This is a genomic window from Streptomyces caelestis (assembly GCF_014205255.1).
GTDB classification, from domain to species: Bacteria; Actinomycetota; Actinomycetes; order Streptomycetales; family Streptomycetaceae; genus Streptomyces; species Streptomyces caelestis.
Map to the genome: position 1 here is coordinate 1175100 of NZ_JACHNE010000001.1, position 13205 is coordinate 1188304.

General features: G+C 73.1%; 11 protein-coding genes. 5 read left to right on the forward strand and 6 right to left on the reverse strand.

What is annotated here, in order from left to right:
* Positions 1-61 precede the first annotated feature (61 nt).
* The 5 genes from HDA41_RS05170 to HDA41_RS05195 all read right to left on the reverse strand — a co-directional run bounded on the left by HDA41_RS05170 (position 62) and on the right by HDA41_RS05195 (position 7852).
* Complete coding sequence (locus tag HDA41_RS05170) at positions 62-1225, reverse strand: substrate-binding domain-containing protein (RefSeq protein WP_184981127.1); 1164 nt, start codon at positions 1223-1225, stop codon at positions 62-64.
* A gap of 46 nt (positions 1226-1271) precedes the next feature.
* Complete coding sequence (locus tag HDA41_RS05175) at positions 1272-2390, reverse strand: ABC transporter permease (protein ID WP_184981129.1); 1119 nt, start codon at positions 2388-2390, stop codon at positions 1272-1274.
* Positions 2387-4132 carry a sugar ABC transporter ATP-binding protein gene (locus HDA41_RS41030; RefSeq protein WP_230299633.1) on the reverse strand — a complete coding sequence of 582 codons (1746 nt, stop codon included), beginning with the start codon at positions 4130-4132 and terminating at the stop codon, positions 2387-2389. The genes HDA41_RS05175 and HDA41_RS41030 overlap by 4 nt, the downstream gene beginning before the upstream one ends.
* A gap of 67 nt (positions 4133-4199) precedes the next feature.
* Positions 4200-7283 carry a SpoIIE family protein phosphatase gene (locus HDA41_RS05190; RefSeq protein ID WP_184981132.1) on the reverse strand — a complete coding sequence of 1028 codons (3084 nt, stop codon included), beginning with the start codon at positions 7281-7283 and terminating at the stop codon, positions 4200-4202.
* Between the two features lie 146 nt (positions 7284-7429).
* Positions 7430-7852: a secondary thiamine-phosphate synthase enzyme YjbQ gene (locus tag HDA41_RS05195; RefSeq protein WP_184981134.1), complete on the reverse strand. Its 423-nt coding sequence runs from the start codon at positions 7850-7852 to the stop codon at positions 7430-7432.
* A gap of 122 nt (positions 7853-7974) precedes the next feature.
* Here HDA41_RS05195 and HDA41_RS42650 point away from each other — a divergent pair, with 122 nt between their 5' ends.
* From HDA41_RS42650 to HDA41_RS05215, 5 genes are all read left to right on the forward strand, one after another.
* Entirely contained in the window at positions 7975-8058 is an 84-nt protein-coding gene (locus HDA41_RS42650) for a putative leader peptide (RefSeq protein ID WP_349817350.1), read from the forward strand.
* 130 nt (positions 8059-8188) lie between these two features.
* Positions 8189-9058 (forward strand): ABC transporter permease, encoded by an 870-nt coding sequence (locus tag HDA41_RS05200; RefSeq protein ID WP_184981135.1) that lies wholly within the window; start codon positions 8189-8191, stop codon positions 9056-9058.
* Positions 9031-9771: an ABC transporter ATP-binding protein gene (locus HDA41_RS05205; RefSeq protein WP_184981137.1), complete on the forward strand. Its 741-nt coding sequence runs from the start codon at positions 9031-9033 to the stop codon at positions 9769-9771. Before HDA41_RS05200 ends, HDA41_RS05205 begins: the two co-directional genes overlap by 28 nt.
* Positions 9772-9850: 79 nt before the next feature.
* Entirely contained in the window at positions 9851-10876 is a 1026-nt protein-coding gene (locus HDA41_RS05210; protein ID WP_184981139.1) for an ABC transporter substrate-binding protein, read from the forward strand.
* Between the two features lie 57 nt (positions 10877-10933).
* Positions 10934-12010: an NAD(P)-binding domain-containing protein gene (locus tag HDA41_RS05215; protein ID WP_184981141.1), complete on the forward strand. Its 1077-nt coding sequence runs from the start codon at positions 10934-10936 to the stop codon at positions 12008-12010.
* A 316-nt stretch (positions 12011-12326) separates the two neighbouring features.
* Here the strand turns inward: HDA41_RS05215 and mltG are convergent, their stop codons facing one another.
* Entirely contained in the window at positions 12327-13172 is an 846-nt protein-coding gene (gene mltG, locus HDA41_RS05220; protein WP_184981143.1) for an endolytic transglycosylase MltG, read from the reverse strand.
* Positions 13173-13205: the final 33 nt, after the last annotated feature.

The following is a 13205-nucleotide window of genomic DNA, read 5'->3' on the forward strand; positions in this document are numbered from 1 at the left end:
AATTAAAGGGATTACCAGGTTCCGTGCATGTTCCGTGAAGAGATCGGCATCCTGACCGACGTCACTTCCCCCAGATCTCCCGGTACGCCTCCTGGTAGCCCGAGGGGTCCCAGCTCGTGGCGCCCTCGCTGTTGCCGGCCGTGGCGATGTGGACGGGGGCCGTGTACCCGCTGGCCGGGCGGCCGGAGAAGGCGCGGTTGAACTCGTCCACGATCTGCCAGCCCTGGAGGGACAGCGGTTCGGGCACGGTGGCGGCCTGGTACTGCCTGCTGTTGATGCGCTGGAAGGCCGACGGGTCGCCGTCGCCCGCGCCGATGTTGTAGGGCGGCCCCGAGCCCTTCTCGCCGGCCGCGCGGAAGGCGGGGGCGGCGTCGGCGAAGTACAGGTCGTTGATGGCGACGGAGTGGGTCCACCGGTCCTGGAACCGGGACAGCAGCGAGGAGATCTCCCGGGGGGTGCGGCTGCTCGCGTCCGGGATCGGGATGTTCTCGACGGAGAGCAGCCGCACGCCCCGGCAACTGGCGAGTTCCTTCCTGATCAGGTCGGACTTGTTCCTGGCGAAGGGGATCGACGCGTCCGTGATGAGCACGACCCCGGCGCGGCCGTCCGAGTCGGAGATGATCCACTGCGCGCTGATGCGGGCCACGTCCTGGACCCGGGTGGTGACGTTGGTGAAGAGGTCGGGCCGCCGGCTGGGGCCGGGCTCGGGGACCGCGTGCCAGCCGATGAGCGGGATGCCCTGTGCGTTGGCCCGGGCGGCCTGCTGTGCCGTCGAGTCGGGGTCGAAGCCACCGATCACGATGCCCGAGGGCCGGAGGGCCACGGCCTCGCTCATGGCCGCCTGGATACCGGCCGGAGTGCCTCCGCCGTCGATCACCCGGACGTCCCATCCGATGACCCGCGCGGCTTCCCGCACGCCGTTCGCGGCGCCCGCGACGCCGGGATTGGTCATGGTCTGGGCGACGTAGACGATGGTCTTGCCGGACACCGCCTCCGGGCCGCTGGTGGGTCCGCCCCAGGGGATGTCGGTCCGCTCCGCCCGGGTGACGGCGGCCTCGGCCCTGGCGTGGACGGCGGGGCAGCCGTTCGCACCCGTCGCGGTCTGGTCCGCGCCGTCCGACGAACCGCGTTCGCAGCCGACGAGGGCGGTCGCCGCCGCCAGCAGGGCGCAGCAGGCGAGCCACGCGGTGCGGACTGCGGGGGCGGCCTTGCGGTTGCGGTGCACGGGGGCTCCTGTGAGGGGATCGGCGTGGCGGGACGTGCCGAGGGGGTCAGGGGGGTGTGCCTGCCGTGCCGCCCTCCGGCGTCGGTGAGGACGGTGGCGGCGAGGGTGGCGGGGAAGGCGGTGGCGGGGGTGGCGCGGCGGGTGTGTCGCGGGCCGCGGCGCCGCCGCGCAGCCGGCGGCGGGCGGCGTATCCGGCCAGGCCCACGGCGATGAGCAGGGTGCCGCCGTGGAACAGCGGCACTGTCCAGAAGTCGGCTCCCAGCTGGGCGATGCCGGTGAGGCCGACGGCCAGGACGGCGACGGCGACGACGGTGCCGAGGGCGTTGGGCCGGCCGGGTTTGATCGCCGTGGAGCCGAGCAGGGCGCCGACGAAGGCGGGCAGCAGGTAGTCGAGGCCGACGCTCGGGTTGCCGATCTGCTGCTGGGCCGCGAGCAGCACACCGGCGAAGCCGACGATCAGCCCCGAGGCGGCGAACGCGTAGACGGTGTAGGTCCGGGTCGGGATGCCGACCAGGTCGGCCGCGCGCGGGTTCGACCCGACGACGTACAGGTACCGGCCGAGCGGCAGCCGCTCCAGCACCAGCCAGAGGAGACCCGCGAGCGCGAGCACGTAGAAGGCGGGGACCGGAAGGCCGAGGAACGTGGAGTCGTAGAGGTCGGTGAACGCGGGCGGGAGGCCCTGCGGGCCGGGGACGATCCGGCTGCCGTCGGTGATCCAGCCGGTCACGGCGTACATCATGCTGCCGGTGCCGAGGGTGGCGATGAAGGAGTCGATCCGGCCGAACTCGACGATGACGCCGTTGAGGACGCCCACGACCAGCCCTCCGGCGAGCACGGTGAGGCACGCGAGCGGCCAGGGCCAGTTCTCGTGGACGACGAGCTGCATCACCATGACGTGGGCCAGTCCGAGGCCGTAGCCGATGGAGAGGTCGAACGCGCCGGTGACGATGGGGACCATGGCGGCCAGCGCCAGGACGGCCGGGATCGACTGGTTGGACAGGATCGAGTCGACGGTGTCCAGCGTGGGGAAGGTGCGCGGCAGGACGAGGGAGAAGACCAGGTAGAGCAGGGCGGTGAGGGCGAGCAGGCCGTAGGCGCCGATGTGGTGTCCGCCAGGGGCGCGCAGGCGCCTGGGGCGGGGCGAGGAGGAGGGCGGTTCGGTCATGGGGTCGTCGCGGCCGTGGACGGGGGCAGGGCCGAGGCCGCCCGGGTGAGGCCGGTGACGGTGAGGGCGCTGCCGCTCAGCTCGGCCGTCACGGACCCGCGGACGAAGACCAGGGTGCGCCCGCACACGCTTGCGACCTCCTCGAAGTCGGTCGACAGGAGCAGGACCGCGAGGCCCGCCGACAGCGCCTCGTCGAGCAGACGGTGGATCGCGGCCTTGGCACCGATGTCCACGCTCGCGGTCGGCTCCTCCAGGATCAGCAGCCGCAGCTCCGTCCGCAGCCAGCGACCGATCATGACCTTCTGCTGGTTACCGCCGGAGAGCGTGGCGATGGGGGCCTCACTGTCACGGGGACGCACCGAGAACCGGTCGATCAGGGCGGCGGCCTGGGCCCGTTCCCGGCGCGGGCCGATCCAGCGCGACCCCGGCCGGCCTCCCGCGCGGGGATTCGCCAGGAGGTTCTCCCGTACGGTCAGTTCGGCGAGACAGCCCTCCCGCAGCCGGTCGCCCGGCACGAAGCCGACCCCGAGAGCGACGGCCTCCGCGACCGTACGAGGCTGGTAGGACCGCCCGTGCAGCACGACCCGCCCCCCGAGAAGCGGCCGTGCCCCGGCCAGGGCCCGCCCCAGATCCGTGTGCCCGGCATCCGAGAGCCCGACCAGTCCGAGAACCTCTCCGGCGGCCAGCTCCAGGCTGACGGGGCCGGCCAGGGGGGTGCGTACGGAGTCGAGGGTCAGGACGGGTGGTGTGGCTGCCGGGGGCGTGGCTGGGTGGGCGGGGGTCCGAGTAGCGGCGGGGTGATCGGCGGCCGGGAGCCGGGCAGGGTGGTCCGCAGCCGGGGGCCGGGTGGGGCGGTCCGCAGCCGGGGGCCGGGCAGAGCGGCCCGCAGCCGGGGGCCCGGCTGGCCGATCGGCAGCCGGAGTCCCGGCAGGGCGGGCGGCAGCAGGCGAGGGGCGGGTGGGGTGGGCGGCAGGTGGTTCGTTCTCCTCGCCGACGATGTCGTGGACCAGGCGGGCGGGGCTGTGGTCGGCGAGTCGGCCGTGGCTGACGAGGCGGCCGTCGCGCAGTACGGCGAAGGTGTCGGCGACCTGGTACACCTCGTCCAGGCGGTGGCTGACGTAGAGGATGGCGTGCCCGCGGTCGCGCAGGCCGTGCAGGACGCCGAAGAGCCGGGCGCTGTCCGCGGCGGGCAGGCGGGCGGTCGGCTCGTCGAGGACGATGAGCTTCGCGCGGGCCGCCAGGGCCCTGGCGATCGCGACGAGCGAGCGCTCGGCCGGTGCGAGCCCGGAGACCGGCCAGTCGGGGTCGAGGTGCCCGGCGACGGTCCGCAGCGCGTCGACGCTGCGCTCGCGGGTGCGCCCCCAGGAGATCAGCCCGGTCCGGCGCGCGTATCCGTTGGTAAGGGCGATGTTCTCGGCCACCGTCATCCACTCCACGAGACCGAGGTCCTGGTGGATGAAGGACATGCTCCGGGACGCGGCAGGGCTGCCGAGAGGCAGGTCGCCCACGGTGATCTGACCCGCGTCGGCGGGGTGGACGCCGGCGAGGATCTTGATCAGCGTGGACTTGCCGGCGCCGTTGGGCCCGAGGAGGGCGAGCACGCTGCCGGCGTGGACGTCGAGGTCGACCCCGGCCAGCGCGACGGTCCCGCCGAACCGCTTGCCGAGCCCGCGGATACGGACCAAGGGATCCGGCCCGAAGGGTGAAGCCGCCTTCACCTGAGTTTCAGGAGCGTCGCGCACCCGATCAAATTACATCATTTCGGGCACCTTTCGGCCGCTGTGACTCCCACGCGGGTCGGCGGACGCGTCACTCCGCGTCGAGCCCGCATTCGGCCCAGATGACCTTGCCCTCCGACAGGTAGCGCGTGCCCCAGCTCTGCGAGAGCTGCGCGACGAGGAACAGGCCGCGTCCACCCTCGTCGGTGCTGGCCGCCCGGCGCAGATGAGGGGCGGTGTTGCTGGCGTCGGAGACCTCGCAGATCAGGGTCCGCCCGTACAGCAGCCGGACCCGGATGGGCCCGGCGCCGTGCCGGATGGCGTTGGTGATCAGCTCGCTGAGGATCAGCTCCGCGGCGAAGGCGGTCTCGTCGAGTCCCCAGTCGGACAGGCGACGCATGGCGGAGGACCGGACCTCGCCGACGAGCGCCGGGTCGGCCGGCAGCTCCCAGCGGGCGATCCGGCCGGGGCCCAGGGCGTGGACGCGGGCGACGAGCAGGGCGATGTCGTCGTGCGGGTGCGCGGGCGCCACGGTGTCCAGGACGGCCTGGCAGGTCTCCTCGGGCGCGCGCTCGGGATGGGCCAGGGCCACGCGCAACTGCTCCAGCACCACGTCCACGTCGCGGTGCCGGTCCTCGATGAGTCCGTCGGTGTAGAGCACCAGCTGACTGCCCTCGGGCACGTCGATCTCGACGGCGTCGAAGGGCAGACCCCCGAGACCGAGCGGGGGCCCGGCCGGGAGGTCGGGATAGGACACGGTGCCGTCGGGGCGGACGAGTGCGGGCGGCGGGTGACCGGCGCGCGCCATGAGGCACCGCTGCTCGGTCGGGTCGTAGACGGCGTACAGACAGGTCGCGCCGATGACGCCGGCGCCCTTGCCGTCGGGGTCCTCCCGGTCCAGGCGGCCCACGAGGTTGTCCAGGTGGGTGAGGACCTCGTCCGGGGTGAAGTCGAGCTCGGCGAAGCTGCGAGCCGCGGTGCGCAGCCGGCCCATGGTGGCCGCGGAGAGCATGCCGTGGCCGACGACGTCGCCGACGAGGAGCCCGACGCGGGCGCCGGAGAGCGGGATGACGTCGTACCAGTCCCCGCCCACGTCGGACTCGGCGGGCAGGTAGCGGTGGGCCACCTCGACGGCGTCCTGGTCGGGCAGACCGTGCGGGAGGAGCCTGCGCTGCAGGGCCAGGACCATGGTGCGTTCGTGGGTGTAGCGCCGGGCGTTGTCGATGGACAGGGCGGCGCGGCTGGCGAGCTCCTGGGCCAGCGAGCGGTCGTCGTCCCCGAAGGGGCTCCCGGCGCGGTAGAAGCTGGCGATGCCGAGGACGACACCGCGTGCGAGCAGGGGCACCGCGATGAGGGAGTGGACGTGGGAGAGCAGGCGTGCGGTGTGCTCGGGGTCCTGGGCGAGCCAGCCCGCGGCGGCCTTCAGGTCCGGTTCCAGCACCGCCTCGCCCCTGGTCAGACAGCGCAGCTGGGGCGCGGTCGGGCCGTAGTCGATACGCTTTCCGGGCGGTGTGAAGGGCAGGCCCTCGCGGACGCCGTGCAGCACCGTGCGGCGCAGGTCGGCCAGGGGATCGGCGGACTCCTCGCCACGCAGGACGGCGTCGGGCAGGTCGATGGTGACGAAGTCGGCCAGGCGCGGGACCGCCGTCTCGGCCAGTTCCTCGGCGGTGCGGCGCACGTCCAGGGTCGTGCCGATGCGGGCGCTGGCCTCGGACAGCAGCTCCAGGCGCCGGCGCGCGGCCAGGGCGTAGGCCCCGACGTGCGGCTCCCCCACCATGACGAGCCCCCGGGCCGGGAAGGGTGAGCCGGAGCCCTCGTCCACCGCGCCCCTGCCACCGTCGGCCGGCACCCTGCCGCCGTACAACGCGTCCCTGTCACCGCCCGCAGCGCCCCTGCCGCCGTCGGCCGGCACCCTGCCGCCGTACAGCGCGTCCCTACCGCCGTCCGCCGCGCCCACACCGCCGGCGGTCGCGCCCCTGCCACCCTCGGCCGCCACGGTGTCGCCGTCGGCCGGGACGGTACCGCCGGGCTCCGCGGGCCTCCGGCCACTCTCCCTGTCACCGTCGGCGGGGACTGCACCGCCGAACTCTGCCGATCCCCGGTCACCGTCGTGCGCGACGGCCGGGACGGGCGCGGCGGCGAGGTGCCCGGACGGCAGGGTGATCGACGGCCGTGCGGGCCAGGGGGCGGCCGTGAGGGCGGCCAGGTGCGGCAGCTCGTCCGCCTGGTGCGGCAGGACGAGGGACTCCCCCGCCGAGGCGCCGGGCAGCACGACCTCGATGGCGAAGCCCCGCACCCCGGAGGCGCTGGCCATCGGGCGGCTCACGAGCGTCACCCGCCGGCCGCCCGGCAGGGTCACGTCGACGGCGGCCCGCTGCCCGCGGGAGATCAGCTCGGCGGCCTTCTCCCTCAGGATCGCCTGGTCACGGGGGTGGAACTCGCCGGCCAGCGCGTCCATGGCGACGCCGCGGTGCAGACCGGGCTCGCCCCCGGTGGCCAGGTACGTCCGCAGCAGGGCGCGCTCGTGCGCGGAGCTCTGCCCCAGCAGCCGGCGCTCGATGTTCTCGGCCGCCCGGCGGATCGCCGCGCCCAGTGCGGGCTGTTCGAAACTGCGCGGATAGCCGAAGCACAGAACGCCCTCGATGCGTCCGCTGAGCGGGTCACGGACGGGCATCGCGACGCAGGCGCTGCCCTGGGACCGCTCCGCGAAGTGCTCGGCGCCGTAGACGCGGATGAGCTGCCGCTCCGCCAGGGCGAGGCCGATGCCGTTGGTGCCGGCGACCTGCTCGGCGAAGACGAATCCCGGGACACGCTGGATCGCCGGGAGGCTCCTGGCCATCGCCGGGTCCCCGAACCGGCGCAGCAGGACCGTCCCGTTCGCGTCGGCGACCGAGATGTTGATCTGGCTGCCGGAGAACGCGTCCTGGAGCCGGTCGAGCACCGGCACCGCCGCGCGGACGATACGGCCCCCCGGGTCGAAGTCCTCCCGGTAGGGGAGGTCGGTCTGGTCCGGCGACAGCCCCAGGGACCGGGAGCGCTGCCACGAGTTCAGGATGGACGTCCGCACACCCGCGTCGACCTGCTCGCCCTGGAGAAACCGCTCGCGAAGCCGGGCGGGCCCCGTGCCGTCCGTCGCACGCCCCGCCGGCTTGGGTTCCTCGCCGGACCGAACCACGCTTCGCCTCGCTTGCGCCCGCGATCATCCGCTGCTCGGAAGTGAATCTGGCATTGACGAGAATACGGGCATTAAGGGCGGGCGTCACGGTGTGCCGGAGCCGTTCGGGCGCGATGCCGGCGCGGCTCCGGCCGGGCGGACCGTGCTCACCCCAGGAAACTCAACCGCACCTTCCGCTCCGGGTTGTCCTTGTTCGTGTCCACGAGGCACACCGACTGCCACGTCCCGAGCTCCAGCCGGCCGCCCAGCACCGGCAGGGTCGCGTGCGGCGGGACGAGGGCCGGCAGGACGTGGTCGCGGCCGTGGCCGGGACTGCCGTGCCGGTGCTGCCAGCGGTCGTCGGCGGGCAGCAGGGTGTGCAGTGCGGCCAGGAGGTCGTCGTCGCTGCCGGCACCGGTCTCCAGAACGGCGATTCCGGCCGTCGCGTGCGGGACGAAGACGTTGAGGAGGCCGTCCCGCCCGGCCGCCGCCTCCCGCAGGAAGGACTCGCAGTCGCCGGTGATGTCGACGACCCTCTCCGTGGAACCGGTGCTGACGTTCAGAACTCGGGTGGTGAAGACATCTGACATGCCCCCATCCTGACGCACGAGCCGGGTTCCGCCCGGTCGCCCCCGCCCGGCCGGCGGTACGGGCGTCCACTGGACGAGACGCCCGTTGACCGTGCGCATGCCAGCTGGCTAGGTTCAGCGGCATGTTGCGTTCAGCCCTGCTCACCACGCGCGGTCACATCGACCTGCTGCGGGTGGCCTCCGCAGCGTGTCGCCGCGGCTGCTGACGCCCTTCCTCTCCTCACTTTCCGGTTCCCTCGCCCTGGTTCCGCCTGCCCGCTGAGCGCCCCCGCTCTCCCGGGTGCGGCGGCGGCGAGACGTGCCTCTCCCCGCCCTCGCTCTCCCCGTGGAGCCTTCATGAGCATCAGCCATGCCCCGCCCACGTCATCAGAACCCGATATTTCGCCTATACCGGATCCCGACCTCGATCTCCAGCCCCTCGTCCCCACCTCCTCCCGCCGCACCCGCGTCCCCCGCTGGCTGCGCCGTACCACCGGCCCCGTCCTGCTGCTGGCGTTGTGGCAACTCCTCAGCGGCACGGGCGCGTTGCAGCCGGACGTGCTCGCCTCGCCCGGCCGTATCGCCCAGGTCGCCGGGGACATGGTGGCCGACGGCTCGCTGCCCGCGGCCATGGGCACCTCGCTCCAGCGGGTCGCGGCCGGGCTGCTGCTCGGCATGGTGGTCGGCACCGGACTCGCCCTGGTCTCGGGCCTGTTCCGGATCGGCGAGGACCTGGTGGACGCGCCCGTGCAGATGCTGCGGACCGTGCCGTTCGTGGGTCTCATCCCGCTGTTCATCATCTGGTTCGGTATCGGCGAGGCCCCGAAGGTCGCCATCATCACGCTCGGCGTGACCTTCCCGCTCTACCTCAACGTGTACGCCGGAATCCGTGGCGTCGACGCCCAGTTGATCGAGGCCGGGGAGTCCCTCGGGCTGTCGCGATGGGGGCTCGTGCGGCACGTCGTCCTCCCGGGCGCGCTGCCGAACGCCATGACCGGTCTGCGCTACTCGCTCGGCATCGCCTGGCTCGCGCTGGTCTTCGCCGAGCAGGTCAACGCCGACTCCGGCATCGGGTTCCTCATGGTGCAGGCGCGGGACTTCCTGCGGACCGACGTGATCGTGGTCTGCCTGGTCGTCTACGCCTTCCTCGGCCTGCTCGCCGACTTCGTCGTCCGCTCTCTCGAAAGGCTGCTGCTTCAATGGCGACCGACGTTCACCGGCCGGTGATCTCCCAGGCGGTCCATGTCGAGGGGCTCACCCGGTCCTTCGACGGCCGTGCCGTCATCGACGACCTGCGACTGGACGTCCGGCCGGGCGAGTTCGTGGTTCTGCTCGGCCGCAGCGGCTGCGGCAAGTCGACGCTGCTGCGCATCCTCGCCGGGCTCGACCGCGACATCGAGGGCACCGTTCTGGTGCCGCGCCGCAAGGCCGTCGCCTTCCAGGCGCCCCGGCTGATGCCGTGGAAGAAGGTGTGGCGCAACGTCCTGCTCGGCCTGCCCGGCAAGCCCGAACGCGCCGTGGCCGAGCAGGCCCTCGACGAGGTCGGCCTCGGCCACCGCTCGAACGCCTGGCCCAAGACCCTCTCCGGCGGCGAAGCCCAACGCGCCTCGCTGGCCCGGGCGTTGGTGCGCGAACCCGATCTGCTGCTGCTCGACGAGCCGTTCGGCGCGCTCGACGCCCTCACCCGCATCAAGGCCCAGCGGCTGGTGGGCGAGTTGTGGCAGCGCCGGGGCTGCGCGGTGCTCCTCGTCACCCACGACGTGGAGGAGGCCGTGCTGCTCGCCGACCGCGTCCTGGTGATGGACGGTGGCGTCATCGCCCACGAGCAGCGCATCGGCCTCGACCGCCCCCGCGACATCACCGACCCGCGCTTCGCCGCACTGCGCGCCGGTCTCCTCGAACGCCTCGGCGTCGAGGCGACGGCCGCCGAAGCCGCCTGACCTTTTCCGAGCCGCACGTAGACCGCACGTACGACCAGACGTACGCCCCACACATACGACCCACACGAACGGAACCGCCATGCGACGACGTCTCGCCCCCGCCGCCCTGCTGCTCCCCCTCGCCCTGCTGCTCACCGCCTGCGGCGGGAACTCGGCCGCCGGCACCCCGGACGGCGGCACCGACGGCCATGGCTCCCTCACGATCGACATCGGTGACCAGAAGGGCGGTTCGGAGGCCATCCTGCGGGCCGCCGGGGAACTGAAGAACCTCGACTACAAGATCAGGTGGTCCACGTTCACCTCCGGACCACCCCTGCTGGAGGCCGTCAACGCGGGGGCCGTCGACATCGGCGGCGTGGGCAACACCCCGCCGGTCTTCGCGGCCGGGGCCGGGTCGAAGATCAAGGTCGTGGCCGCCTGGCACGGCACGTCCAAGGGCGACACCATCCTCGTCCCGAACGACTCGTCCCTGAAGAGTCCCGGGCAGCTCAAGGGCAGGTCCGTGGCCGTCGCGCAGGGTTCGTCCGCGCACTACCAGCTGGTCGCGTCCCTGAGGAAGGCCGGGCTCAAGCTGAGCGACATCAAGGTCAAGTACCTCCAGCCGGCCGACGCGCTCGCCGCGTTCACCGCCGGCAAGGTCGACGCCTGGGCGGTCTGGGACCCGTACACCTCGCAGGTGCTGAAGGCCAGGCAGGGCCGGGTCCTGACCGACGGCGACGGCGTGACCAACGGACTCACCTTCCAGGTCGCGGCACCGGACGCACTGAAGGACAAGAAGAAGGCCGCCGCCGTCAAGGACTACCTGGAGCGGCTGCGGCGCGCCTACCAGTGGGTGTACGACCACGAGGAGGAGTGGGCGAAGGTCTGGGCGAAGGACACCGGGCTTCCCGAGGACGTGGCGCTGGCCGCGGTGAAGCGCACCTACACGACCCGGATCGCGGTCGCCGTCGACAAGCCGCTGATCGCCTCCGAGCAGGAGATCGCGGACGCGTTCACGGCGTTGAAGCTCATCCCGCGCAAGGTCGCCTTCGCCGGCTTCACCGACGCGCGGTTCAACGGCGACCTGCCGCCGTCGACCAGCGCGGCCCGGCCCTCGGAAGGCTAGGACCGGCCATCGTGATCTGCCGGGAAGATCCACGGCCCCGGCACGGTTGGTAGAAGCGTGAACAACACACGCGAGGTCGAGGTGGTCGTCATAGGCGCCGGTCAGGCCGGTCTGGCCGGCGCCTATCACCTGCGGCGGTCCGGCTTCGAGCCGGACCGCGACTTCGTCGTGCTGGACCACTCCCCCGGCCCTGGCGGCGCCTGGCAGTTCCGCTGGCCGTCGCTGACGTACGGCAAGGTGCACGGGATGCACGCGCTGCCGGGGATGGAGCTCACGGACGCGGATCCGGCCCGGCCGTCCGCCGAGGTGATCAGCGACTACTTCGACCGGTACGAGCGGACCTTCGACCTGCGGGTGCGCCGCCCCGTCGACGTGCGGGCCGTGCGCGAGGGGCCCGGCGGGCGGCTGCTCGTGGAGACCTCGCAGGGCGTGTGGCCGACGCGGGCGCTGATCAACGCCACCGGCACCTGGGACCGGCCGTTCTGGCCGCGCTATCCGGGCCAGGAGACCTTCCGCGGGCGGCAGTTGCACACCGCGCAGTACCCCGGGCCGGAGGAGTTCGCCGGGCAGCGGGTCGTCGTGGTGGGCGGTGGCGCCTCGGGCACGCAGCATCTGCTGGAGATCGCCTCGTACGCGGCTGCCACCACCTGGGTGACCCGGCGTCCGCCCGTCTTCCGTGAGGGGCCCTTCGACGAGAACGCGGGCCGGGCGGCGGTCGCGCTCGTCGAGGAACGAGTGCGGCAGGGGCTGCCGCCCAGCAGCGTCGTCTCCGTCACCGGGCTGCCGCTCAACGACGCGATCCGGCAGGGCATCGAGGACGGGGTGCTCGACCGGCAGCCGATGTTCGACCGCATCACCGCGGACGGCGTGGAGTGGAACGACGGCCGTCGTGTCGACGCCGACGTCATCCTCTGGGCCACCGGTTTCCGCGCCGCCATCGACCACCTCACCCCACTGCGCCTGCGCGAGCCGGGCGGCGGCATCCGCCTGGAGGGCACACACGCGGCCGCCGACCCGCGCATCCACCTCGTCGGCTACGGTCCGTCGGCCAGCACCATCGGCGCCAACCGCGCCGGCCGCGCGGCCGTACGCGACATCAGGCGACTGCTGGAGCGGGAACCGACCGCCGCGTGACGCCCGGCCGCCGGTGGCCACGCCCCCCCGGGATGGACACCCGGCCGCCGGCACGGACCCCGGTACGCACGCCCGCCCGGTACGGGTCACCCGCGTGCCGAGACGGGCACCGGCACCGCGTGACGCCCAGGCCGGGTCCCCCCGGCTGCTGGAGCAGGAGCCGGTAGCCCCGTGGCGCCCGTCGGATCACTCGCCCCCGGGTGCCGGCCGGCTCACACGGCCCTTCCGCTCCGCCGCTCGCACCATCAGGCCCGTCCACACCGTCAGCCGGGCCGCCGACCCGGTCCCCCTGTCCCTCCGCACGCCACCCTCCGGATCACCCGGCCGCCCGCGCCCCGGCGGTCTTCCTCCGGGCGTTGAACTCGGCGACGTTGCGCTGGTGTTCGGCGTAGTCGGCGGTGAAGCGGGTGTCGCCCGGGCGGACCGTGACGAAGTACAGCCAGTTGCCCGGGGGTGGGTTGACGGCGGCCCTCACGGCCTGCTCGCCGGGGTTGTCGATCGGCGTGGGCGGCAGGCCCACGCGCTGGTACGAGTTGTAAGGGCTGTCGATGCGCGTGTCGTCCGCCGTCGTGCGGAGTGTGGAGCGGTTCAGCGCGTAGTTGATGGTGGAGTCCATCTGCAGCGGCATGCCGCGTTCGAGACGGTTGAAGATCACCCGGGCCATCTTGCCCATGTCGGCCCTGGTGGCCGCCTCCGCCTGGACGATGCTCGCGATGGTGACGGCCTGGTAGACGTTCATGGCGTTGCGCTGCGCCCCCGCGGCGATGGGCGCGCCGTTGAACTTCTCGTTCGCGGTGGCGACCATCAGGGCCAGGAGCTTCGCCGGGGTCGTCTTCTCCTGGATCGGATACGTCGCCGGGAAGAGGTAGCCCTCCGGGTTGCCCTCGGCGTCGTTCGGCAGTTTGAGGGCGGCCTTCGCCAGGGACTTCCTCGTGCTGCCCGCGGGCAGGGCCAGGGCCTTGTCGACGGCCGCGTAGACCTGGCTCGCGCGCCAGCCCTCCGGGATCACCAGGGTCGTGGGCCGGCCTTCCTCCTCGGGCTCGAGGGTCAGTAGCGGCACCGCCACGGCGGTACCGACCACGACGGCTCCGGTCGCGACGAGGGCGAGACGGCCCCGGCGCGTCAGTCGAATCGTGCTCCGTGGCGGAGTGTTCTTCTGCATGCGGGCACGGTAACCCGCATATCGCCACAAACC